We start from the raw sequence: 21,591 nt of genomic DNA, 5'->3' as shown, positions 1-21,591 counted from the left end.
CCGGCGTCATCGCCAGCAGGCTGGCTCCCATAGATAGCGGGGCACACGCCCTCCATGCGGGCGCCAAGATAGGCGGATTTCCGCTCATCACCCTCCGCGCAACAAGCGGATTTCCGCTCAACAACCGCGCCTACCCCCTCTAAACCGGCCCTCCGCCCCTTGGCACACCTCCTGCTATAGCCCCCGCAGGCTGCGTTTCGACGCGCTCCACAAAAACAATTAACCGAAGGATCCTTCAATGGATAACTCCAACATCCTGCCGCTTGGGGCAGCTGCCGCGCCGGCCAAGGAAAGAACCACCGCCAGCCGGATCAAGTCGATCTTCAGCGGTTCCGTCGGCAACATGGTCGAGTGGTACGACTGGTACGTCTACGCCGCCTTCTCGCTGTACTTCGCCAAGACCTTCTTCCCCGCCGGCTCCACCACCGCGCAACTGATGAACACCGCCGCGATCTTCGCCGTGGGCTTCCTGATGCGCCCCATCGGTGGCTGGCTGATGGGCCTGTACGCCGACCGCAAGGGCCGCAAGGCCGCGCTGATGGCATCGGTGTACCTGATGTGCTTCGGCTCGCTGATCATCGCCCTGAGCCCGAACTACGAAACCATCGGCATCGGCGCGCCGATCCTGCTGGTGTTCGCCCGCCTGCTGCAGGGCCTGTCGGTCGGCGGCGAGTACGGCACCTCGGCCACCTACCTGTCGGAAATGGCCACCAAGGAGCGTCGCGGCTTCTTCTCCAGCTTCCAGTACGTGACTTTGATTTCCGGCCAGCTCATCGCGCTGGGCGTGCTGATCGTGCTGCAGCAGTTCCTCACCACCGAACAGCTGTACGCGTGGGGCTGGCGCATCCCGTTCGCCATCGGCGCCCTGTGCGCGATCGTCGCGCTGTACCTGCGCCGCGGCATGGAAGAGACCGAGTCGTTCGTGAAGAAGGAAAAGTCCAAGGAAAGCGCCATGCGCACCTTGCTCCGCCATCCGAAGGAACTGCTGACCGTGGTCGGCCTGACCATGGGCGGCACCCTGGCCTTCTACACCTACACCACCTACATGCAGAAGTACCTGGTGAACACCGTCGGCATGAGCATCTCCGACTCCACCACCATCTCGGCGGCGACGCTGTTCCTGTTCATGTGCCTGCAACCGGTCATCGGCGGCCTGTCGGACAAGATCGGCCGGCGTCCGATCCTGATCGCCTTCGGCGTGCTGGGCACGATCTTCACCGTGCCGATCCTGATGACCCTGCACACCATCCAGAGCTGGTGGGGCGCGTTCTTCCTGATCATGGCGGCGCTGATCATCGTCAGCGGCTACACCTCGATCAACGCGGTGGTGAAGGCCGAACTGTTCCCGACCGAAATCCGCGCCCTGGGCGTCGGCCTGCCGTACGCGCTGACCGTGTCGATCTTCGGCGGCACCGCCGAGTACATCGCGCTGTGGTTCAAGAGCATCGGCATGGAGACCGGCTACTACTGGTACGTCACCGCGTGCATCGCCGTGTCGCTGCTGGTGTACATCACCATGAAGGACACCCAGAAGCACTCGCGGATCGTGACTGACTGACAGCTGTCCGTGCAGTCACCGCAAGGGTGACTGCAATGGCCCCATTGCCAGCAGGGTGGCCCCCACAGGGGGTCGGCGGTGTCCACCAACCCCGTGTTCACCGCCAATCCTTGTGGGAGCCAGCCTGCTGGCGATGGGGATCACCCCGGCATCAAGCGGACTCGGCCACCTGCTGCCGGCTGCCGTACCGCTTCTGCGCAAACGCCGCCCCGGCGATCATCACCACCAGGATCCCCGCCAGCACCGCCGACGAGCCGACGGTGCCGAAGTCCAGGCCGCCCTTCTCATGGGATTTGGTCATCAGGTCACCCAGTGTCGCGCCGAACGGCCGGGTCAGCACGAACGCCACCCAGAACAGCGCCAGCGACGAGATCTTGGTGAAATACCTGAGCAGCACCACCAACGCGATCGCCGAGCCGATCAGCAGCGCGCCGCCGGCAAAGCCCAGGCCCGAGTCGTCGGCCAGGTAATCGCCCAGCGCGGTGCCCAGGGTGTTGGAGAACAGGATCGCCATCCAGTAGAACATCTCGCCGCGAAAGGTCTGCACCTTGTTGACGTTGAGCGAGTCGCCGCTCAGGCGCCAGGCCGCAAAGATCGCCAGCAGGATCGAGATCAGGATCATCGAGCCCGCGGCATAGCCCAGGCCCAGGGTGCGGTCCATGAAATCGGACAGGGTGGTGCCGGCGGTGCTGGTGGACAGGATCACGATCCAGTACAGCAGCGGCTTGTAGGTCTTGGCCTTCAGTTGCGTGACCAGCGTCAGGACGAACACGCTGATCAGGATCAGCGAGCTGATCGCGTAACCGACGTCGAGGGTCATCGACAGCAGATCCCCCGCCGTTTCCCCCAGGGTCGTCGCGCAGATTTTCATCACCCAGAACGCTAGGGTGATTTGAGGCAGTTTATTCATGAACGCAAGAGCTCCCGTGTGTGACGGCCGGTTGTTCGATTTCTGGCCGCCGGCAGACTGGCGTCCGAGGGGTGAAAAACCGGTCGGCGTTCCATGAAAAATCTGTCACACGGGCCAAAACAGCGATTAATCACCGGTTAATGCCGCTGCCCCATCCTGCACTCACCTGATCGATTGACTGCGCGACGTTCGCCCGAGGACGGAAGCGAATCCGATGCGTCGCCCTTAACATCTAGTTAATCGATTGTTATCAGCATTAATTTGCGCTTTTTAATCAATTTTATTGGCGTAGCATTCAACTCAAGCAAGACACAACGCCAACGAACACGGAGAAACGACCATGAACACCAAACTGATCCTCGCCCTGACCCTGTCCCTCCTGGCCGCCAACACTTTCGCCGCCGACGGTTCGGACAAGACCAAATCCGCCGACTTCATCTCCGGCGCCAGCGCCTCGGTCGAACACAGCACCTCCGGCGCCTACGCCGCTGACGGTTTCGACAAGACCGGCACCGCCAACGCCATCGCCGCCGACGGTTTCGACAAGACCGGCACCGCCAACGCCATCGCCGCCGACGGCTTCGACAAGACCGGCACCGCCAACGCCATCGCCGCCGACGGCTTCGACAAGACCGGCACCGCCGCTGCCATCAGCTGAACCGCGGATGCAAACACCAAAGCCCGGCCAATGCCGGGCTTGTTCATTTCTGCAGCGACACAGCTGCGAGGTCCCAAGCAAAACCCTGTGGGAGCCAGCCTGCTGGCGATGGCGCCAGCCCAGTCACCACGAGACAGAATCAAGACAGTTGCCCCACAGGCGCCTGCACCGGACTGGCAATCAGCGCCCCGCGCTTGCACTATGGCCCCCCTCAGAACACAGCCTTCCAGGAACACCCCCACCATGCCCGACGACATCCACTTCTACGAACCCGCCAACGGCCACGGCCTGCCCCACGATCCGTTCAACGCCATCGTCGGTCCGCGCCCCATCGGCTGGATCTCGTCGCAGGATGCCGAAGGCCGGCTGAACCTGGCGCCGTACAGCTTCTTCAACGCCTTCAACTACATCCCGCCAATCATCGGGTTCTCCAGCGTGGGCCGCAAAGACAGCCTGAACAACATCGAGCAGACCGGCGAATTCGCCTGGAACCTCGCCACCCGGCCGCTGGCCGAGCAGATGAACCAGAGCTGCGCGGCGGTTGGGCCTGAGGTCGACGAGTTCGAACTGGCGGGCTTGACCACCGTGGCGTCGAAAGTGATTGCGGTGCCGCGGGTGGCCGAAAGCCCGGTGTCCTTCGAATGCAAGGTCACTCAGATCATTCAGCTGCAACGGGCGAATGGCGAGACAGTGCCGAGCTGGCTGATCCTCGGCGAAGTGGTCGCCGTGCACATCGCCAAATGGCTGCTCAAGGACGGGATCTACGACACCGCCGCCGCAGAACCGATTCTGCGCGGCGGCGGGCCGGCGGACTATTTCCAGCTGGGGCCGCAAGCGTTGTTCAAGATGTGGCGACCGGGTGCGGTCAAGTGAGGCTCACCAGATGAGTTCGGCGTCGTCGCTGACGCCCTGAAGGCGTTTCAGCTCGCGGGTCGCGGCGTCGTCGGCCGCGATGGCGCCGGGGAACACCTGTTCATCCAGCAGTTTGTGGAAACGCGGGGCGCCGCCATCGACCAGGGCCTTGACCGCAATGGCGGCGTAATAGCCCTTGTTGCCGCCCAGCTCGACGGGGACCACAGCGGAAACCGCTTCGAAGTGTGCGAACTCTTTACGTGCCATGTCTCAGGTTCCGGCTCAGTCAAATAGGCCGGCCATTAAACCCTCAACCGGCGAGTTTGTGTACCGGTGCACCGCAGGCGCCGAGCGCCTGGGCGGCCGACACTTCCTTGAACGTGTGGAAATCCACTTGGTTGACCACCAGGTCCTGCACCAGCTCGCCGAACACCTCCATCGACGGACTGGCGAAATAGGCGGTCATCGCCTGCTGGCTGCTCCAGAAGCCGGACACCAGCCACAACTGCGGATCGCACTGCGAATGCTGCAAGGCGAAGTTCAGGCAACCGGGGGCGGCGCGGGACGGCTCGATCAGCGCGCTCAGGCGCACGCCCAACTCTTCCGAGCGCCCGGCGCGCGCCCGGATGAAGGCCATATGACTGACGGGAATTTGCTTGGACATGTTCAATCCCTCCCAGGGAGTCGCGTGGCAGCCGGGGACGGGCTGCGACAGGATCCAAGGTTACGGGCTGCCTGCCGGGCGCCGTTAGTCGATTCCTGCCGTTGCCTTGCACGATCCTGCGAAACTGCCTCAAGGCCCTGTAAAAAAGTGTGAAGGCCTGTCACGGTGCTGTCACACAGGTTTCGAGCAAGTTTGCCCGCCTGCGTCCTGTCATGTCTGGGGGCCGAGGCAACCCCGTGCAGGATCAGGCAAGCATTTGACAGGATGTGTCTACCGCTCACGCTTGCACAAACTTATGCTCTGCCCCACTTCACCGCCCTTGCCGAGGAGGTCGTGCATGACGTCACCCGAACATTTCCCAGCCCCGCTGGACGCCGACATGGAAAAGCAGCGCGCGGAACTGGCGACGCTCATCCGCCGCAACACCTCGGAAGACGGCAGCTACGCCACGGCCATCGGTTCGCTGTTCATGTCCCGCCACACCCAGTCCCATGACTTCGCCCCGGTGCTGGCGCAACCGGCGCTGTGCATCATGGCCCAGGGACGCAAGGAGGTGCGGCTGGCGGACGAGTACTTCAACTACGATCCTTTGAACTACCTGGTGGTGTCGGTCTCGATGCCGCTGAGCGGGCGGGTGGTGAACGTCTCGCCCGACGAGCCGATCCTGGCCGTGCGCCTGGACATCGACCCTGCGGAAATCACCGCGCTGATCGCCGACGCCGGCCCCATGGGCGTGCCGACCCGGCCGACCGGGCGCGGCCTGTACGTCGAACGGATCGACAGCGCCATGCTCGACGCGGTGCTGCGCCTGGCGCGCCTGCTCGACACGCCCAAAGACATCGCCATGCTCGCGCCGCTGATCCGCCGGGAGATCCTCTATCGCCTGCTGCGCAGCCCCCAGGGCCACCGGCTGTACGAGATCGCCATCGCCAACAGCCAGAGCCACCGCATCAGCCAGGCGATCAAATGGCTCAACGGCAACTTCGAGCAGCCGTTGCGCATCGATGACCTGGCCAAGGAAGTGAACCTGAGCGTCTCGACCCTGCATCACCGCTTCAAGGCGATGACAGCGATGAGCCCGCTGCAGTACCAGAAGCAACTGCGCCTGCAAGAGGCCCGGCGGCTGATGCTGACCGAGGGGCTGGAAGCCTCGGCGGCGGGGTATCGGGTGGGCTATGAAAGTCCGTCGCAGTTCAGCCGCGAGTACAGCCGGCTGTTCGGCGCGCCGCCGCTGCGGGATCTGGCGCGGTTGCGGCTCACGGTCTGATCCAATTTTTGCGGTGCTGCGCCCGGCCCTATCGCCAGCAGGCTGGCTCCCACAGGGGATGTGTGTTGATCACGGATTCCATGTGGGAGCCAGCCTGCTGGCGATGGGGCCTGCGCTGCCGGCATCACGGCCGGATCAAGCCCCCAGCACCCGGCACGCCTCGGACGGCAGCGTCACCGACACCGGATGCCCGATCCCCAGGCCGATGTCCTGGCACGGCGTGCTCAATGCGGTGAACGTCACCCCGGAACACTCCACCGTGGTCTCGATGGTCGCGCCGATGTCGCGCACGAACGTCACCGTGCCCAGCAGCCGGTTGCCCGCCGTCGCCTGGGGCGCCGACAGTTGCAGGTCTTCGGGGCGGATCAGCATCTTCACCTTCTGGCCCACCACGATGCTGCTGCAGATCGGCACTTGCAGCGCATCGCCGCCCGGCAGCACGACCTTGCCGTCGCCCAGCGCCGTGGCCGGGAAAATGTTGCCCGAGCCGATGAAGTCCGCGACGAATTCGTTGGCCGGGTGCCGGTAGATCTCGATGGGCGTGCCCACCTGCTGCACCCGGTGCTCGCCCAGCACCACCACGATGTCGGCCATGGTCATGGCCTCGCGCTGGTCATGGGTGACCATGATGGTGGTGATGTTCAGCCGCTGCTGCAGTTGGCGGATCTCCACCTGCATCGATTCGCGCAGCTTGGCGTCCAGCGCCGACAGCGGCTCGTCGAGCAGCAGGATCTTGGGGTGCGAGGCAATCGCCCGGGCGATCGCCACCCGTTGGCGCTGGCCGCCGGAGAGCTTGGCCACCGGACGGTCGATCATCGCCTGCAGCTGGATCATTTCCAGCAGCTCCACCACCCGCGCCCGCTGCTCGGCCTTGCCCACGCCGCGCAGCTTCAACGGATAGGCGATGTTCTCGCCCACGGTCATGTGCGGGAACAGCGCCAGCGACTGGAACACCATGCCGAAGTTGCGCAGGTGCGCCGGGGTGTGGCCGATGTCCTCGCCGTCCAGGCGGATCTCGCCGCCGGTGAGGGTCTCAAGCCCGGCGATCATGCGCAGCAAGGTGGTCTTGCCGCAGCCCGACGGCCCCAGGAAACACACCAGCTTGCCCTGGGGCAAATGCAGGTTGACGTCTTTCACCGCGCAGGCCGAGCCGTAATGCTTCTCGACGTTTTCCAGAATCAGTCCAGACATGTTGCACCTCAAATCAGAAGGAAACGCCGCCCTCGCCCACCAGCTTCTCCAGCGCCCAGATCAGGACGAAGTCGATCAGCACGATCAGCACGGCAAACGAGAACACGGTGGGGTCGAGCGAGGACACGGTGCGGCTGTACATCCAGATCGGCACGGTCATGACGTCGATGGTGTAGAGGAAATAGGTGACGGTGAATTCGTTGAACGAGACGATGAACGCCAGCAGCATGCCCGCCAGGATCCCCGACTTCATCAGCGGCACCACCACATCGACGATCGCCCGCAGCGGCGAGGCGCCGAGCATCTGCGCCGCCTCCTCGACCTCGCTGCCGATGGAGAGCATGGCCGCCGTGCAGTTCTTGACCACGAACGGCAGCGCCAGGATCACGTGGGCGATCACCAGCCGCGAGGTGGTCATGTGGAACGGCAGGCTGTCGAACACCAACAGCATCGCCAGGCCCAGCACCACCATCGGGAACACCAGCGGCAGCGACATCAGTTGCAGCGCCACGGCCTTGCCGCGGAACTCGCAGCGGGTCAGCGCGTAGGCCGCCGGCACTGCGATCAGGGTGGCGAAGACCATGGTCAGGCACGACACCAGCAGGCTGGTGGCCATGGCCTGACCGAGGCTCAGCACGTCGCTGGCGTCCGGCGAGACGAAGGTGTGCCACGCGGCCTTGTACCATTGCAGGCTGTAGCTGGCCGGCGGGAAGTCGAGGTTCGACGCGCCGCTGAACGACATCATGATCATGGTCAGGATCGGCAGCACCGCCAGCAGCAGGATCACACCGGACAGGATCCCGGCGAACTTGCCCGTGTCGCCGGGCAGCAGCGCGTGGCGCTTCTTGGTCAGGGCAGTCATTGCGAAGCCTCCAGCAACCGGCGACGGCGGCCGGTGACGTATTCGGACAGGGTCATGATCGCCAGGGTGGTGGCGATCAGCACCACGCCTGCGGCGGACGCGGCGGGCCAGTTCATCAGCGGGGCGATCTGGTCGTGCACCATCACCGCCAGCATCGGCACCCGCCGCCCGCCGAGCAGCAGCGGCACCACGAAGCTGCTGGCGTTGTAGGCGAACACCAGCGTCGCGCCGGTGATGATCCCCGGCAGGCTCATCGGCAGCACCACCTGGCGGAACACCTGCCAGCGGCTGGCGCCCAGGGTCGCGGCGGCCTCTTCGAAGCTGCGGGACACGCCGCGCATGGCGCTGGCGATCGGCAGCACGGCCAGCGGGAACGCGGTCTGCACCAGCCCCATCAGCACGCCGTTCTGGTTGTACAGCAGCATGATCGGCCGCTTGATCAGGCCCAGCCCCATCAGGGTCTGGTTGAGCATGCCGCCGGGGCCGAGGATCACCAGCCAGCCGTAGCTCTGCAGCAGCAGGTTGACCAACAGCGGCAGCAGCACCGCCGCCAGGAAGATCCGCCGCACGAACGGCGACGTCAGGCGCGACATGGTGTACGCCACCGGGATCGCCAGCAGCACGGCGATCACCGCGCTGATCAGCGCCAGGCGCAGGGTCAGCAGCAACGACTTGAGGTAGTACGGTTCGAGCAGTTGCGCGTAGCTGGCCAGGCTGAAGCCCGTCCACTCCGCGCCCTTGGTGCCGATGCTCATGCGCAGCACCAGCAGGCTCGCGGCGATCAGCACGCCGAGGAACAGCATCGACGGCGTGAGGAAAAACCACGCCCGGACGGTGGGCGAAACGCCGCGCGCCGGGCGCACGTCGGCCGCGCCGACCGGGTGGGTCAGGGATTGATGTTCCATGGCAATGATCTCGTCAATGGAAAAACAACTGACAAACACAGATTTCCAAACCCCCGCGAACCCTGTGGGAGCTGGCTTGCCAGCGATGACGGCCGACCTGTCGAAATGAACTCACTGACAGATTGCTATCGCTGGCAAGCCAGCTCCCACAGGGGGTTGCGGTGTTCTGAAGGTTGCGTTCGGCTCAGGAAGAAAAGATTTCCGTGTAGCGACGGATCCACTGGTCATGCACGGTGGCCAGGAAGGCGTTGTCGTGCATGATCGCCTTCTCGGCGATCTGCTCCGGCGTCAGGATGTACGGGCTCTTGCGCGCCTCGGCGGAGATGATCGCCTTGGCGTTGACCGGGCCGTTGAAGATGTCTTCGGCCATCTTGCCCTGCACCAGCGGGTCGAGGGAGTGATCGATGAAGGCGTAGGCCAGGTCGGTGTCGCCGGGACGGTTCTTGGGCATCACCGACAGCATCAGGTCGGTGTAGAACCCTTCCTTCATGCCGAACGTGGCGCCCAGGCCGTAGTTCGCGTCGCGGATCTGCTTGGGGAAGAACGCCGGGGCGTAGAGCCCGCCCATGTCCAGGGAGCCGGTGCGGAACAGTTCGGCGATCTGGTTGGGGTTCTCGCCCAGGGTCACCACGCGGTCCTTGAGCTCGGCCAGTTTCTTGAAGCCCGGCTCGATGTTGTGCTCGTCGCCGCCGGCCAGTTTGGCGGCGATGATGATCAGGTCCATCGCCTCGGTCCAGTTCGGCGGCGGCAGGAAGATGTTCGGCGCCAGGTCAGCGTCCCACAGTGCGGCGTAGCTGTCCGGCGCCGTGCTTTGGGTGCGGGTGCTGTAGACCAGGCTGTTGCACCACAGCAGGTAACCGATGCCGTGGCCGTTGGCGCCGGTGCGGTACTTTTCCGGCACGTCGATCAGGTTGGGGATGCGGTTCAGGTCGGGCTTTTCCAGCAGCCCGGCGGCGGCCAGGCCTTCGGCGCCGACGCCGGCCAGGGTGATGATGTCGTACTGCGGACGGTCGCCGCCGGCCTTGAGCTTGGCGACCATTTCCGAGGTGCTGCCGGTGCGGTCGGCGATCACCTTGGCGCCGGTCTTGGCCTCGAAGGTCGCGGCGATGTTGCGCAACGCGGCCAGGCCGGTGTCATCCGACCAGGTCAGCAGGCGCAGGGTCTTGCCGGCGAAACGGGTGTCGCTGGCGCTCGCCCGGATGAAGGGCATGCTCAACGCCGCCGCAGCCACCGAGGCCACGCCGACGGTCTTGATGAATTGACGCCTGTTCAGATCGTGCTCGCCCATGAAGGACTCCCTTTGTTCTTGTAAGTATGAGATTGACCGCAACCCTTGCGCTGACCGTCCGGAACCGCCAAAGCCCCGGTTTCAAAGGGCTTGGGCGAGGTCGGCGGATTCATCCTGAGGTCGGGCGCAAGCGCTGACCATCGATAAAAACTCATTGGAGCCATGACGCCGGCGCATGCCTCATTGCGAGGCATGCGTTCACTTTTTTCGGGCGTTCAGAGCGCCCGCACCACGTGCTTGATCTCCTGGAACGCGGCCAGTCCCCACGGCCCCAGCTCACGGCCCAGGCTGCTCTGCTTGTAGCCGCCCCACGCCGTCTGCGGGAAGATCACCTGCGGCGCGTTCAGCCACACCAGCCCCGCCTGCAGGGCGTCGGCGACCCGGTCCGCGGCTTCGGCGTCACGGGTGACCACACTGGCCACCAGGCCGAACCGGCTGTCGTTGGCCAGGGCGATCGCCTCGGCCTCGGTGGCGAAACTGCGCACGCACACCACCGGCCCGAAGATCTCCTCGCACCACAGCGCACTGTCCAGGGGCACTTCGGTGAACACCGTCGGCTGCAAGAAGTAGCCGCGGGCGAGGTCGGCGGGACGGTTGCCGCCGCAAACCAGCTTCGCCCCGGCGCTCAGGCCGCGGTCGATGTGGCCGAGCACCCGCTGGTACTGCGCCTGGTTGACCAGCGCGCCCATCTCCACGTCTGGGTCGAACGGGTCGGCCACGCGGATCCTCTCGGCGCGGGCCTTGAGCCGCGTGAGGAATTCGTCGGCCAGCTCATCGGCGACCAGCACCCGGCTGGTGGCCGAGCACATTTGCCCGGCGTTGAAGAAGGCACCGCCGCAGGCCAGTTCCACCGCCAGGTCGAGGTCGGCGTCGGCCAGCACCAGCAGCGAGGATTTGCCGCCCAGCTCCAGGCTCACGCCCTTCACGGTCTCGGCGGCGCGCTGCATCACCTGCACCCCCACTGCGTTGCTGCCGGTGAACGACACCTTGGCGATGCGCGGATCCGCCGCCAGCGGCGCCCCCACCGCCAGCCCAGTGCCGCAGACCAGGTTGAACACGCCGTCAGGCAGGCCGGACTCGGCGATGATCGCTGCCAGCTCCAGCTCCGCCAGCGGCGTGACCTCCGACGGCTTGAGCACCACGCAGCAGCCGGCGGCCAGGGCCGGGGCGAGCTTCCACGCGGTGGTGACCATCGGGAAGTTCCACGGCACGATCAGCCCGACCACACCGCAGGGCTCGCGGCGCACGCGGGCGCTGAAGTCGTCGCTGGGCAGCGGCACCTCCGCGTCGTTCTTGGCGTCCAGGCTGCCGGCCAGCCCGGCGTAGTACTCGAACGTCGCGATCACGTCATCGACGTCAATGACCGCCTCGAACAGCGGCTTGCCGTTGTTGCTCGACTGCAGCTTCATCAGGTGTTCGCGGCCGTTGCGCACGCCGTTGGCGATGTTGCGCAGGATCGCCGCACGCTCGGCGCCGGTGGTCTTCGACCAGGCCTTGAAGGCTTCGGCCGCTGCCGCCACCGCCCGGTCGACCGCGCGCTCGTCGCCGCCGTTGACCGTGGTCAGCAGCGCTTCGGTGGCCGGGTTGATCACCCGCAGGTGTTCGCCGCCGGACGACCATTGGCCATTGATGTAGAGACCGTCGAGGGTCGTCGGGAAATTCAGGGCCGAACTCATTGCGCCACCGCCTTCATCCATTGTGTCTGGTCGATTTCGATCAGGGTCGGGCCCTGACGGTCCGTGGCCGCCCGCAGCGCGCCGCGCAGTTGCTCGACGGAGCCGGCCGAGTGGGCCGCACAGCCCAGGGCCTGGGCCACGCCGATGAAGTCCGGGGTGTAGATGTCCACGCCCACCGGTTCGATGGCGCGGTTGACCATGTAGCGCTTGATCTCTTCGTAGCCCTGGTTGTTCCACAACAGGACGATCACCGGCACCCGCGCCTCCACGGCGCTGGCCAGTTCCGGCAGGGTGAACTGCAGGCCGCCGTCGCCGATCAGGCACACCACCGGCGGGCGCGCGCCTTGCTCCAGGCGGCCGCCCAGCCAGGCGCCGATGGCCGCCGGCAAGGCGTAGCCGAGGGTGCCGTAGCCGGTGGAGGCGTTGAACCAGCGGCGCGGATGGTCGGGGTTGAAGGTGAGGTTGCCGGTGTACACCGGTTGCGTGGAGTCACCGACGAACACCGCTTGCGGCAACTCGTGCAGAACGGTTTCCAGGAAGCGGGTCTGGGCCAGGGCCGGCGCGTCCCAGCCGGCGGCCAGTTCCTCGCGCAGGCGGGCGGCGCGCACCTGGCCCCAATCGTTGCGGCGCTCGGCCAGGGGGTGATGGGCCATCGCGCTGAGCAGCGCCTGGGCCGCGTTGCGTGAGTCGGCCACCAGCGCCACGTGCGGCGGGTAGTTGCGCACGGTCTGGTCCGGGTCGATGTCGACGCGCAGCAGTTGGCCGGGAATCTCGAAGCCGCCGGCGAAGGTGACGTCGTAGTCGGTTTCCGCCAGCTCGGTGCCGATGGCCAGCACCACATCGGCATCGGCCACCAGCGCACGGGTGGCGACCAGGCTCTGGGTCGAACCGATCAGCAGCGGATGGCCCGACGGCAACATGCCTTTGGCGTTGATGGTCAGCGCCACCGGCGCGTCCAGCCGTTCGGCCAGTTCGGTGAGTTCGGCGGCCGCGTCGATGGCGCCGCCGCCGGCGAGGATCAGCGGACGCTCTGCACCCGCCAACAGTTCGGCCATGCGGTTCACGGCAGACGGTGCGGCACCGGCGCGGTCGATGTGCACCGGCACGCTGGCGAGCAGGTCATCGGCGTCTTCCACCAGCACGTCCAGCGGGATCTCGATGTGCACCGGACGCGGACGCCCGGCCTGGAACAGCGCGAACGCCCGGGCCAGCACCGCCGGCAGTTCCGCGGCGGACATCAAGGTGTGGGAGAACGCCGCCACACCGCCGACCAGCGCGCTCTGGTTCGGCAGTTCGTGGAGCTTGCCGCGGCCGCCGCCCAATTGGCTGCGCGACTGCACGCTGGAGATCACCAGCATCGGGATCGAGTCGGCGTAGGCCTGGCCCATGGCGGTGGTGATGTTGGTCATGCCGGGACCGGTGATGATGAAGCACACGCCCGGCTTGCCGCTGGTGCGGGCATAGCCGTCGGCCATGAAGCCGGCGCCCTGCTCATGGCGCGGGGTGACGTGGTTGATGCTCGAACGGGCCAGCCCGCGATACAGCTCCACGGTGTGCACCCCCGGGATGCCGAACACCTGCTCGACTCCGTAATCCTCGAGTAACTTGACCAGTACTTCGCCGCATGTCGCCATGGTTATGCCCTTCTTGTTCGATTGAGACTCCGGCCTCCTTTTGCGGGAGTCCGGGAATGGCCTCATTGAAACGGGCGCCCCATAGCCGCAACAATCGATAAAAGCTCATACTAGCCATGTCCTCACGTCATACCTTGGATCCACATGAAACGACTGCCTCCCCTGCCCGCCCTGCACACGTTTCTGGTCACCGCGCAGTGCTGCAACTTCACCCGGGCCGCCGAGCAGTTGCACATCACCCAGGGCGCGGTGAGCCGACAGATCGCAGGGCTCGAGGATCATTTGGGCTATGAGCTGTTCATCCGCCTGGCCCGGGGGCTGGAACTGACCGCCGAAGGCCGCGAATGGCTGCCGAAGGTGCAGCAGGTGTTCGACCTGATCGGCGATTCGGTGGAGCAGATCGGCGCCAAGCGCGAGACCCTGCAACTCAAGGCACCGAGCTGCGTGATGCGCTGGCTGTTGCCGCGCCTGATGCAGTGGCAGCGCGAACGCCCGGACGCGCCGGTGAAGCTGACCGCCTCGCTCCAGCACGGGGTGGACTTCCAGCGTGAACAGTTCGACGCGGCGGTGATCTACGGCACCGCGCCCCACGATCTGCCGGCCGCGCTGCACATGTTCGACGAACAGCTGACGCCGGTCTGCTCGCCGGTGCTGCTCAAGGGCGCACCGGGCCTGAACTCTCCGGCCGATCTGCAACAACACTTGCTGCTGCACCCCACCCATGACGACCAGGACTGGACGCTCTGGCTGAAGGCCGCCGACCTGCGGCTGAACAACATCGGCAGCGGTCAGCACTTCGAGACGCTGGACCAGGCCATGTCGATGGCCTCCCACGGCACGGGTGTGGCGATCGGTGACTGGTCGTTGATCGGCGATGACCTGAACGCCGGACGGCTGGTGACGCCGTTCGATCTGAAGGTCAAGACAGGGCTTGGCTACTACGTGGTGGCGCCGGACAGGCCAGAGCCGTCGGCGAAGCTGCGGGAATTGATGGTGTGGCTGGTGGAGCAGGCGCATACCCGCTGAACCACTGGGTTTTGCGGCGTCTTCACTGACGTCATCGCCAGCAGGCTGGCTCCCACAAGGATCGGCGGCGCCGAGAAGCCTGTGGGAACCCGTTGCCGGCGATGGCGGAGGAACATGAGCATTCTGAACTGACACCTTCGCGAGCGGGCTCCCCGCCGGCCCCTGTGGGAGCCAGCCTGCTGGCGATGGCGAAAGTGAATGCACCGCAGAAGCGGGAGCCGGACAGTGGCTCCCACAACGCGGGGTGGATCAGTAGCCGACGGTGAAACGCTGGCGCGAATGCTTCGGTGTCTGCACCTCGTCGATCAGGGCGATGGCGTAGTCGGCGAAGGTGATCCAGCTGCGGCCTTCGGCGCTGACCAGCAGATCGTCCTTGCCCACCCGAAACGTGCCGCTGCGCTCGCCTTCGACGAACTCCGCGGACGGCGACAGGAACGTCCAGTCCAGTTCTTTCTCCTGACGCAACGCTTCGAGGAACGCGGCACCGGCGCTGGCCTCGGCCTTGTACTCGGCCGGGAAACCCGCGCTGTCGATCACCCGGGTGCCGTCCGGCAGCAGCAGCGAACCGGCGCCGCCCACCACCAGCAGACGCTTGACTCCGGCCCGCTTGACCGGACCGGTCACGGCAGCGGCCGGCACGGTGGCGAAATGCGCGGCGCTGATCACCGCGTCGTGGCCGGCCACCGCCGCTTGCAGCGCAGCGGCGTCCAGCACGTCGAGGGACTTGGCCGTCACGCCGGCACGGGCGCCGATCTTCGACGTGTCCCGGGCGATGGCGGTGACGCTGTGGCCGCGGCGCAGCGCCTCTTCCAGCAATTGGCTGCCGGCCCGGCCGGTGGCTCCGATGATTGCGATCTTGCTCATGACATTCTCCAGTTGGCTTGAGAGTGTTGCTAAGTTCAGGAACGGCTCACCACTTCATTTCGCCCTTGGCGACCTTGGCGCTCAGCTCCAGGGAGCTTTCCTCGCCCAGTTTCGGGTAGCGCTTCTTCATCGCGGCGATCAGGGCGGCGGAGTCCTTGGCCTTGGCGGTCTCTTCGTCGAAGGCCTTGATGTAGTCGGCGGTGAACCGCACCGAGGCCAGCGAGCGGCCGCTGTCGCCCAGGTAATGGCCCGGCACCACGGTCTTCGGCTTCAGGGTCTCGATCGAGTGCAGGGTCTCCAGCCAGTCGGCGTGGGATTGCGCGGTCTGGGTGTCGGCCATCCACACATGGATGTTCTCGGCCACCACCACGCCGCCGACCACGGCCTTGAGCGACGGGATCCACACGAAGCTGCGGTCCGGCTGCTTGCCTTCCAGGCCAACCACTTGCAGCTTCTGCCCTTCGAGGATCAGGCTGTCGCCTTCAAGCACACCCGGCACGATGGTCTTGGCCGGCACATCGTCGCCCATTTTCGGGCCCCAGAACGCGAGCTTGCCGTCCACGGTCTGCTTGATGTGATCGACGGTCGGCTGCGAGGCCAGCACCTTGGCGTCCGGGAAGGCCTTGGTCAGGGTGTCGAGGCCGAAGTAGTAGTCCGGGTCACCGTGGCTGATGTAGATGGCGGTCAGGTGCTTGCCGCTGGCGCGGATCTTTTCCACCACTTGCTCGGCCTGGGACTTGCCGAACTGGGCATCGACCAGGATCGCGTCCTTCTCGCCGCTGACCAGCACCGAGGTCACCGGGAAAATGGCGTGGGTGCCGGGGTTGTAGACGTCGAGGCTCAGGTTGGCTGCGGCGGCGTGCGCGGCGAAGCCGAGGGTGGCGGTGGCGAGTAGGACACGCTTGAGGGTGGTGAAGCCGATCATCGGTTGCTCCGCTGTTCAAATGCCAGGCTTGGCGATGGGAGAGAGCTTAGTTGCCAGAGTCGGTACAAAAAATGCGATGCTTGAACATAGTTTGTTTCTGAAAGCGGGCAAATCATGGATCGTCTCCAAGCAATGCGGGTGTTTGTCACGGTGGTGGATCTGGGCAGCCAGTCGGCGGCGGCCGATCACCTGGAGCTGTCGCGGCCGGTGGTGTCGCGGTATCTGGCGGAACTGGAGGACTGGGTCGGCGCACGCCTGATGCACCGCACCACACGCAAGTTGAGCCTGACCGCCGCCGGCAACGAAATCCTGCCGCGCTGCCGGCAGATGCTCGAACTGTCCAGCGACATGCAGGCCGCCGTCAGCGAGCCCGACGACGCCCCGCGCGGGCTGCTGCGCATCAGCGTCAGCACCTCGTTCGGCCAGGCGCAGCTGGCCGATGCCATGGCGGCGTTCGTCAAGCGCTATCCGGGCGTGAACATCGACCTGCAGATGCTCGACCGCACGGTGAACCTGGTGGACGAACGCATCGACCTGGCGATCCGCACCAGCAACGACCTCGATCCGAACCTGATCGCCCGGCGCCTGACCGTGTGCCGTTCGGTGGTCTGCGCCGCGCCGTCGTACCTGCACGACCGGCCGCGGCCGCAGCGGGTGGAAGAACTGAGTCGGCACAACTGCCTGACCCATTCCTACTTCGGCAAAAGCCTGTGGCATTTCGAGGAGGACGGCGAACCGGTGTCGGTGCCGGTGCAGGGCAACATCAGCGCCAACGAGGCCAGCACCCTGCTGCGGGCGACCCTGGCCGGCGCCGGGGTGGCGATGCTGCCGACCTATCAGGCCGGGGTGCACATCCACAGCGGCGAACTGGTGCGCCTGCTGCCCCACGCCGAACCGCGGCGGATGAACATTTACGCGGTCTACGCCTCGCGCAAGCACATGCCGGCGGCGCTGCGCTGCATGCTGGACTTCCTGGTGCAGCGCTTTCCCGAGAACCCCGCCTGGGACGAAGGCCTGTAACCCCCGCCCGTCCTTGCGGGAGCCAGCCTGCTGGCGATGGCGTCCGTCCAGGCGCCGCAGACAGCGGCGTTTCCAACGCAGTGGCAACTCACCACCGCTGACCTATGCTGAAAACAGTACCCCCCGGTATTCGTTCAGAGGTCACCGCCATGAACACCAGGACACGAAGATACCTCGCGATTTTCATCACCTGTGCGGCCACGCTGGCGCTGTACGGCACCGCGGCCTGGCGGGTGGAGCAGTTGCGGCAACTGCCCCGGGACTACGCCAGCTGCAACTTCGAGCGCTGCATTCCGCACAACGCCACCCTCAACGCGCTGCGCTGAGCCCGACTCCCTTTGTAGGAGCCAGCCTGCTAGCGATTGCTGACTGAGCCGCCGTCGATGTCGGCTGACAGGTCGCTATCGCCAGCAGGCTGGCTCCTGCACAGGTTTACGGTTCGGACTTCAGGCGGTCGCGGAAAGCCTTCGGCGAAATCCCCACCCGACGCCGGAACAGGCGCGTGAAGTTGGTCGGGTCGGAAAACCCCAACAAGTCGGACATCTCATAGATGGTCATGCTGGTGTAGGTCAGCAGGCGCTTGGCCTCCAGCAATTGCCGCTCGTGCATGATCTGCAGCGCCGGCTGCCCCGCCAGCTCGCGGCAGGTGCCGTTGAGGTGCGACACCGAAATGCCCAGGCGATGGGCCAGGTCTTCGACCTTGACGTGCTGGCGGTACGTCTCCTCCACCAACTGAATGAACCCGTTGAGGTATTCGCGCTGGCGTTGCGGACGTTGCGTGGCGGTGTGGCGCCGGATCGCCTGACGGCTGACCCAGACCATGATCACACTGGCGAGCGAATGCATGAGCATTTCCCGCGCCGGCTCATGGCCGTTGTATTCGGCCTGCAACGCGGCGAACAGGCTGTTGAGGTAGTCCGCGTCCTGCCCAGCCGGGTAGCTGTCGGCCTGGGCCAGGGCCTGCACCGAGTTGCCCAGTTGCGCCTGCAAATGGTTGATCAGCGGTTTGGCCAACGTGACGACGAACCCTTCGACGTCCTCGGAAAAGCGAAAGCCGTGCACCGACAGGGGCGGCAGGATCTGGATCGCGGCTTCGTTGAGTTGCGTGCGCTGACCTTCGATTTCAAGCTCTGCCTGACCTTTGAATACGAAGAGCAACTGGCACAGATCGGCGTGGCGGTGGGGTTTGATTTCCCATTGGTGTTCGCGGCTGCGTTTGGAAATGGTTTCGCAGTGCAGCAAGTCGGGGGTCGGCCAGTCCAGGCTTTCACCGTAGAGCTTGAACACCGGAATCGAAGGCAGGTCAGGCTTGTTCATCACTTCAATCCAGGCCTCGAAGGTTGCGGGCGATAATCGCACCGATTGGCAGAATGTACAGGCATCGGCTCAGTTTTCACCTTCAATTGACAGACCCGCAAGGGAAAAATGCAAGCGCCCGAACCATAAAAATCACTCACCGGCCCAGGCCGCGTGAAGCTTGCGAGCGACAAAAACAATGAAGACGCGCAAAACCCAGGTCGCCATCATCGGCGCCGGCCCCTCCGGTCTGCTGCTCGGCCAGTTGCTGCACAACGCCGGCATCGACACCCTGATCCTCGAACGCCAGACACCCGATTACGTGCTCGGCCGAATCCGCGCCGGCGTGCTTGAACAAGGCATGGCAGAGCTGTTGCGCCGGGCCGGGGTGGGCCAGCGGATGGACGCCGAAGGCCTGGTGCACGACGGCTTCGAACTGGCCCTGGACGGACGCCGCGTGCACATCGACCTGAAGGCCCTGACCGGCGGCAAGACCGTGACGGTCTACGGCCAGACCGAGGTCACCCGCGACCTCATGGCCGCTCGTCGGGAGACCGGCGGCCAGACGATCTACGGGGCCGCCCATGTCGCTCCCGGCGGCATGAAAAGCGACACGCCTTTCGTGACCTTCGAAAAGGACGGCGAAACCTGGCGCGTCGACTGCGATTACATCGCCGGTTGCGACGGCTACCATGGCGTAGCCCGGCAGTCGATTCCCGCCGAATGCCTGAAGGTCTTCGAGCGGGTCTACCCGTTCGGCTGGCTGGGGATCCTGGCCGACACCCCGCCAGTGCACGACGAACTGATCTACGCCCGCCACGAACGCGGCTTCGCCCTGTGCAGCATGCGCTCGGCCACCCGCACCCGCTATTACCTGCAGGTGCCGGCCGAAGAACGCGTCGAGGACTGGTCGGACCGACGCTTCTGGGAGGAACTGAAAACCCGGCTGCCCCAGGCGCTTGCGCAGAAGCTGGTGACCGGCCCGTCCCTGGAGAAAAGCATCGCGCCGCTGCGCAGCTTCGTGGTCGAACCGATGCAGTACGGCCGGATGTTCCTGGTCGGCGACGCCGCGCACATCGTGCCGCCGACCGGGGCCAAGGGCCTGAACCTGGCGGCCAGCGACGTCAGCACCCTGTTCGACATTTTGCTGAAGGTCTACCGCGAGCAGCGCACCGACCTGCTGGAGAAATACTCGGCCATCTGCCTGCGCCGGGTCTGGAAGGCTGAGCGTTTCTCTTGGTGGATGACCTCGATGCTGCACCGCTTCGACGAACACGATGCGTTCAGCCAGCGCATCAGCGCGTCGGAACTGGACTACTTCGTCAGCTCGGAAGCGGGCCGAAAAACCATTGCAGAAAATTACGTCGGACTTCCTTATGAGGCTATCGAATAGCTTCCTACCGACTTACACTGGCGAGCATCCCCGCTCGCTTCACGGCCTGCGGGATCCTCACTGCCCGCAGGTTTCGCCCGTGACCAACCTCAATCATCCCGAAACGCCTAAACCTGCCATCCGCAGCGTGCTGGTCGCGCTGATGATGGCGATCTTCCTCGGCGCGCTGGACCAGACCATCGTCGCCGTGTCGATGCCGGCCATCTCCGCGCAGTTCAAGGACGTGAGCCTGCTCGCCTGGGTGATCTCCGGCTACATGGTGGCGATGACCGTGGCCGTGCCGATCTACGGCAAGCTCGGCGACCTGTACGGGCGACGCAAACTGATGCTGTTCGGCATGGGCCTGTTCACCCTGGCCTCGCTGTTCTGCGCCATGGCCCAGAGCATGGAGCAACTGGTGCTGGCGCGGATCTTCCAAGGCATCGGCGCCGGCGGGATGATCTCGGTAAGCCAAGCGATCATCGGCGACATCGTGCCGCCCCGGGAGCGCGGGCGCTATCAGGGCTACTTCAGCAGCATGTACGCGGTGGCCAGCGTGGCCGGCCCCGTGCTCGGCGGCTACATGACCGAATACCTGTCATGGCGCTGGGTGTTCCTGATCAACCTGCCGCTGGGGCTCGGCGCCTGGTGGGTGGCCCGACGCAACCTGCGGGGGCTGCCGGTGCCGCAGCGCAAACCGGTCATCGATTACCTGGGCACGCTGCTGATGATCGTCGGCCTGACCGCCCTGCTGCTGGCCATCACCCAGGTCGGCCAGGGGCACCTGTGGCACAGCCGCGAAGTCCTCGGCCTGTTCGCCGGCGCCGTGGCGGTGCTGGCGGTGTTCGCTTGGCATGAGCGCCGCGCCCGTGAGCCCCTGCTGCCGATGCACCTGTTCGCCAACCGCAGCGCCCTGTTGTGCTGGTGCACGATCTTCTTCTGCAGCTTCCAGGCGATTTCCCTGATCGTGCTGATGCCGCTGCGCTTTCAGAGCGTCACCGGCGCCGGCGCCGACAGCGCGGCGCTGCACCTGCTGCCGCTGGCCATGGGGCTGCCCGTCGGTGCGTACTTCGCCGGCCGCCGCACCTCGGTGACCGGGCGCTACAAGCCGCAGATCCTGGCCGGCGCCCTGCTGATGCCGGTCTCCATCCTCGGCATGGCCTTCACCCCGCCGGCCGACGCCCTGCTGAGCGGCCTGTTCATGCTGCTCAGCGGCATCGCCGGCGGCATGCAGTTCCCGACCTCGCTGGTGGGCACGCAGAACTCGGTGGAGCAAAAGGACATCGGCGTCGCCACCAGCACCACCAACCTGTTCCGTTCCCTGGGCGGCGCGGTGGGGGTGGCGCTGATGTCGGCGTTGCTGCTGGCGCTGCTGCAGGACTCCAGCTTCGCTCACCTGGCCGGCGGTTCGCTGATCGGCGAAGGGCAGTCCGGCAATGCGCTGCTCGACGGCCTGAACGCAGCGCCGGGCGCCGCCCAGGATGCGCTGCGGGCCGAACTGCTGGTGACGTTCCGGCACTTGCTGACGGTCAGCGCCGGGGTTTCGCTGCTGGGGCTGGCGGCGGCGCTGGCCATGCCCAACCGGTTGCTGCGCGGGCGTGAGCATGGCGCCCGCTGAGATCC

The 21,591-nt window shown here is 65.6% G+C and carries 21 protein-coding genes; 9 read left to right on the top strand and 12 right to left on the bottom strand.

The window, feature by feature from the left end:
* Positions 1 to 238 precede the first annotated feature (238 nt).
* Positions 239 to 1,558 (top strand): MFS transporter, encoded by a 1,320-nt coding sequence (locus CAG29_RS04545; RefSeq protein ID WP_085629501.1) that lies wholly within the window; start codon positions 239 to 241, stop codon positions 1,556 to 1,558.
* A 151-nt stretch (positions 1,559 to 1,709) separates the two neighbouring features.
* Here the strand turns inward: CAG29_RS04545 and CAG29_RS04540 are convergent, their stop codons facing one another.
* On the bottom strand, positions 1,710 to 2,468 hold the full coding sequence (locus CAG29_RS04540; protein WP_085693905.1) for a hypothetical protein: 759 nt from the start codon (positions 2,466 to 2,468) through the stop codon (positions 1,710 to 1,712).
* A 340-nt stretch (positions 2,469 to 2,808) separates the two neighbouring features.
* Here CAG29_RS04540 and CAG29_RS04535 point away from each other — a divergent pair, with 340 nt between their 5' ends.
* The gene (locus CAG29_RS04535; protein ID WP_085580355.1) at positions 2,809 to 3,126 is read left to right on the top strand and encodes a hypothetical protein; all 318 of its coding nucleotides are present in this window, start codon (positions 2,809 to 2,811) and stop codon (positions 3,124 to 3,126) included.
* 243 nt (positions 3,127 to 3,369) lie between these two features.
* On the top strand, positions 3,370 to 3,999 hold the full coding sequence (locus CAG29_RS04530) for a flavin reductase family protein (RefSeq protein WP_085580353.1): 630 nt from the start codon (positions 3,370 to 3,372) through the stop codon (positions 3,997 to 3,999).
* Positions 4,000 to 4,002: 3 nt separating this feature from the next.
* Here the strand turns inward: CAG29_RS04530 and CAG29_RS04525 are convergent, their stop codons facing one another.
* On the bottom strand, positions 4,003 to 4,245 hold the full coding sequence (locus CAG29_RS04525) for a hypothetical protein (protein WP_085580351.1): 243 nt from the start codon (positions 4,243 to 4,245) through the stop codon (positions 4,003 to 4,005).
* Positions 4,246 to 4,288: 43 nt separating this feature from the next.
* On the bottom strand, positions 4,289 to 4,642 hold the full coding sequence (locus tag CAG29_RS04520; RefSeq protein ID WP_085580349.1) for a putative quinol monooxygenase: 354 nt from the start codon (positions 4,640 to 4,642) through the stop codon (positions 4,289 to 4,291).
* Between the two features lie 337 nt (positions 4,643 to 4,979).
* Here CAG29_RS04520 and CAG29_RS04515 point away from each other — a divergent pair, with 337 nt between their 5' ends.
* Positions 4,980 to 5,909, top strand: coding sequence for an AraC family transcriptional regulator (locus CAG29_RS04515; protein WP_085580347.1), 930 nt, complete (start codon positions 4,980 to 4,982; stop codon positions 5,907 to 5,909).
* 135 nt (positions 5,910 to 6,044) lie between these two features.
* On the opposite strand, the gene CAG29_RS04510 is transcribed toward CAG29_RS04515, so the two are convergent.
* From CAG29_RS04510 to CAG29_RS04485, 6 genes are all read right to left on the bottom strand, one after another.
* Complete coding sequence (locus CAG29_RS04510) at positions 6,045 to 7,100, bottom strand: ABC transporter ATP-binding protein (protein ID WP_085580345.1); 1,056 nt, start codon at positions 7,098 to 7,100, stop codon at positions 6,045 to 6,047.
* Positions 7,101 to 7,113: 13 nt separating this feature from the next.
* On the bottom strand, positions 7,114 to 7,962 hold the full coding sequence (locus CAG29_RS04505; RefSeq protein WP_085693904.1) for an ABC transporter permease: 849 nt from the start codon (positions 7,960 to 7,962) through the stop codon (positions 7,114 to 7,116).
* Positions 7,959 to 8,867, bottom strand: coding sequence for an ABC transporter permease (locus CAG29_RS04500; RefSeq protein ID WP_085580340.1), 909 nt, complete (start codon positions 8,865 to 8,867; stop codon positions 7,959 to 7,961). Before CAG29_RS04500 ends, CAG29_RS04505 begins: the two co-directional genes overlap by 4 nt.
* A 184-nt stretch (positions 8,868 to 9,051) precedes the next feature.
* Positions 9,052 to 10,155: an ABC transporter substrate-binding protein gene (locus CAG29_RS04495; protein WP_085580338.1), complete on the bottom strand. Its 1,104-nt coding sequence runs from the start codon at positions 10,153 to 10,155 to the stop codon at positions 9,052 to 9,054.
* A 215-nt stretch (positions 10,156 to 10,370) separates the two neighbouring features.
* A complete protein-coding gene (locus CAG29_RS04490) occupies positions 10,371 to 11,819 on the bottom strand; it encodes an aldehyde dehydrogenase family protein (protein WP_170930367.1) in 1,449 nt (482 codons plus the stop codon).
* An 8-nt stretch (positions 11,820 to 11,827) separates the two neighbouring features.
* Positions 11,828 to 13,465, bottom strand: coding sequence for a 5-guanidino-2-oxopentanoate decarboxylase (locus tag CAG29_RS04485; protein WP_085580333.1), 1,638 nt, complete (start codon positions 13,463 to 13,465; stop codon positions 11,828 to 11,830).
* Between the two features lie 144 nt (positions 13,466 to 13,609).
* On the opposite strand from CAG29_RS04485, the gene CAG29_RS04480 reads away from it, so the two are divergent.
* The gene (locus CAG29_RS04480; protein ID WP_085580330.1) at positions 13,610 to 14,491 is read left to right on the top strand and encodes a LysR substrate-binding domain-containing protein; all 882 of its coding nucleotides are present in this window, start codon (positions 13,610 to 13,612) and stop codon (positions 14,489 to 14,491) included.
* A gap of 249 nt (positions 14,492 to 14,740) precedes the next feature.
* Here the strand turns inward: CAG29_RS04480 and CAG29_RS04475 are convergent, their stop codons facing one another.
* Both CAG29_RS04475 and CAG29_RS04470 read right to left on the bottom strand, forming a co-directional pair.
* Positions 14,741 to 15,355: an NAD(P)-dependent oxidoreductase gene (locus tag CAG29_RS04475; RefSeq protein ID WP_085636566.1), complete on the bottom strand. Its 615-nt coding sequence runs from the start codon at positions 15,353 to 15,355 to the stop codon at positions 14,741 to 14,743.
* Positions 15,356 to 15,401: 46 nt separating this feature from the next.
* The gene (locus CAG29_RS04470) at positions 15,402 to 16,280 is read right to left on the bottom strand and encodes an MBL fold metallo-hydrolase (protein WP_085693902.1); all 879 of its coding nucleotides are present in this window, start codon (positions 16,278 to 16,280) and stop codon (positions 15,402 to 15,404) included.
* Positions 16,281 to 16,394: 114 nt separating this feature from the next.
* Here CAG29_RS04470 and CAG29_RS04465 point away from each other — a divergent pair, with 114 nt between their 5' ends.
* Positions 16,395 to 17,300, top strand: a complete 906-nt coding sequence (locus tag CAG29_RS04465) for a LysR family transcriptional regulator (protein WP_085629491.1) — start codon at positions 16,395 to 16,397, stop codon at positions 17,298 to 17,300.
* A 149-nt stretch (positions 17,301 to 17,449) separates the two neighbouring features.
* Positions 17,450 to 17,626, top strand: a complete 177-nt coding sequence (locus tag CAG29_RS28435; protein ID WP_167360513.1) for a hypothetical protein — start codon at positions 17,450 to 17,452, stop codon at positions 17,624 to 17,626.
* 106 nt (positions 17,627 to 17,732) lie between these two features.
* Here the strand turns inward: CAG29_RS28435 and CAG29_RS04460 are convergent, their stop codons facing one another.
* Positions 17,733 to 18,617, bottom strand: a complete 885-nt coding sequence (locus CAG29_RS04460) for a helix-turn-helix domain-containing protein (RefSeq protein WP_085580321.1) — start codon at positions 18,615 to 18,617, stop codon at positions 17,733 to 17,735.
* Between the two features lie 178 nt (positions 18,618 to 18,795).
* On the opposite strand from CAG29_RS04460, the gene pobA reads away from it, so the two are divergent.
* Both pobA and CAG29_RS04450 read left to right on the top strand, forming a co-directional pair.
* Positions 18,796 to 19,989, top strand: a complete 1,194-nt coding sequence (gene pobA / locus CAG29_RS04455) for a 4-hydroxybenzoate 3-monooxygenase (RefSeq protein WP_085580319.1) — start codon at positions 18,796 to 18,798, stop codon at positions 19,987 to 19,989.
* Positions 19,990 to 20,068: 79 nt separating this feature from the next.
* Positions 20,069 to 21,586, top strand: coding sequence for an MDR family MFS transporter (locus CAG29_RS04450; RefSeq protein WP_085580317.1), 1,518 nt, complete (start codon positions 20,069 to 20,071; stop codon positions 21,584 to 21,586).
* Positions 21,587 to 21,591: the final 5 nt, after the last annotated feature.

The organism is Pseudomonas sp. B7(2017) (genome assembly GCF_002112745.1).
GTDB lineage: Bacteria > Pseudomonadota > Gammaproteobacteria > Pseudomonadales > Pseudomonadaceae > Aquipseudomonas > Aquipseudomonas ekonensis.
This window is presented reverse-complemented; position numbering and strand designations above follow the sequence as displayed.

Coding starts and splice junctions, on each gene's coding strand:
- CAG29_RS04545 (WP_085629501.1), top strand. CDS start 239: ATGGATAACTCCAACATCCTGCCGCTTGGGGCAGCTGCCGCGCCGGCC.
- CAG29_RS04540 (WP_085693905.1), bottom strand. CDS start 2,468: ATGAATAAACTGCCTCAAATCACCCTAGCGTTCTGGGTGATGAAAATC.
- CAG29_RS04535 (WP_085580355.1), top strand. CDS start 2,809: ATGAACACCAAACTGATCCTCGCCCTGACCCTGTCCCTCCTGGCCGCC.
- CAG29_RS04530 (WP_085580353.1), top strand. CDS start 3,370: ATGCCCGACGACATCCACTTCTACGAACCCGCCAACGGCCACGGCCTG.
- CAG29_RS04525 (WP_085580351.1), bottom strand. CDS start 4,245: ATGGCACGTAAAGAGTTCGCACACTTCGAAGCGGTTTCCGCTGTGGTC.
- CAG29_RS04520 (WP_085580349.1), bottom strand. CDS start 4,642: ATGTCCAAGCAAATTCCCGTCAGTCATATGGCCTTCATCCGGGCGCGC.
- CAG29_RS04515 (WP_085580347.1), top strand. CDS start 4,980: ATGACGTCACCCGAACATTTCCCAGCCCCGCTGGACGCCGACATGGAA.
- CAG29_RS04510 (WP_085580345.1), bottom strand. CDS start 7,100: ATGTCTGGACTGATTCTGGAAAACGTCGAGAAGCATTACGGCTCGGCC.
- CAG29_RS04505 (WP_085693904.1), bottom strand. CDS start 7,962: ATGACTGCCCTGACCAAGAAGCGCCACGCGCTGCTGCCCGGCGACACG.
- CAG29_RS04500 (WP_085580340.1), bottom strand. CDS start 8,867: ATGGAACATCAATCCCTGACCCACCCGGTCGGCGCGGCCGACGTGCGC.
- CAG29_RS04495 (WP_085580338.1), bottom strand. CDS start 10,155: ATGGGCGAGCACGATCTGAACAGGCGTCAATTCATCAAGACCGTCGGC.
- CAG29_RS04485 (WP_085580333.1), bottom strand. CDS start 13,465: ATGGCGACATGCGGCGAAGTACTGGTCAAGTTACTCGAGGATTACGGA.
- CAG29_RS04480 (WP_085580330.1), top strand. CDS start 13,610: ATGAAACGACTGCCTCCCCTGCCCGCCCTGCACACGTTTCTGGTCACC.
- CAG29_RS04475 (WP_085636566.1), bottom strand. CDS start 15,355: ATGAGCAAGATCGCAATCATCGGAGCCACCGGCCGGGCCGGCAGCCAA.
- CAG29_RS04470 (WP_085693902.1), bottom strand. CDS start 16,280: ATGATCGGCTTCACCACCCTCAAGCGTGTCCTACTCGCCACCGCCACC.
- CAG29_RS04465 (WP_085629491.1), top strand. CDS start 16,395: ATGGATCGTCTCCAAGCAATGCGGGTGTTTGTCACGGTGGTGGATCTG.
- CAG29_RS28435 (WP_167360513.1), top strand. CDS start 17,450: ATGAACACCAGGACACGAAGATACCTCGCGATTTTCATCACCTGTGCG.
- CAG29_RS04460 (WP_085580321.1), bottom strand. CDS start 18,617: ATGAACAAGCCTGACCTGCCTTCGATTCCGGTGTTCAAGCTCTACGGT.
- pobA (WP_085580319.1), top strand. CDS start 18,796: ATGAAGACGCGCAAAACCCAGGTCGCCATCATCGGCGCCGGCCCCTCC.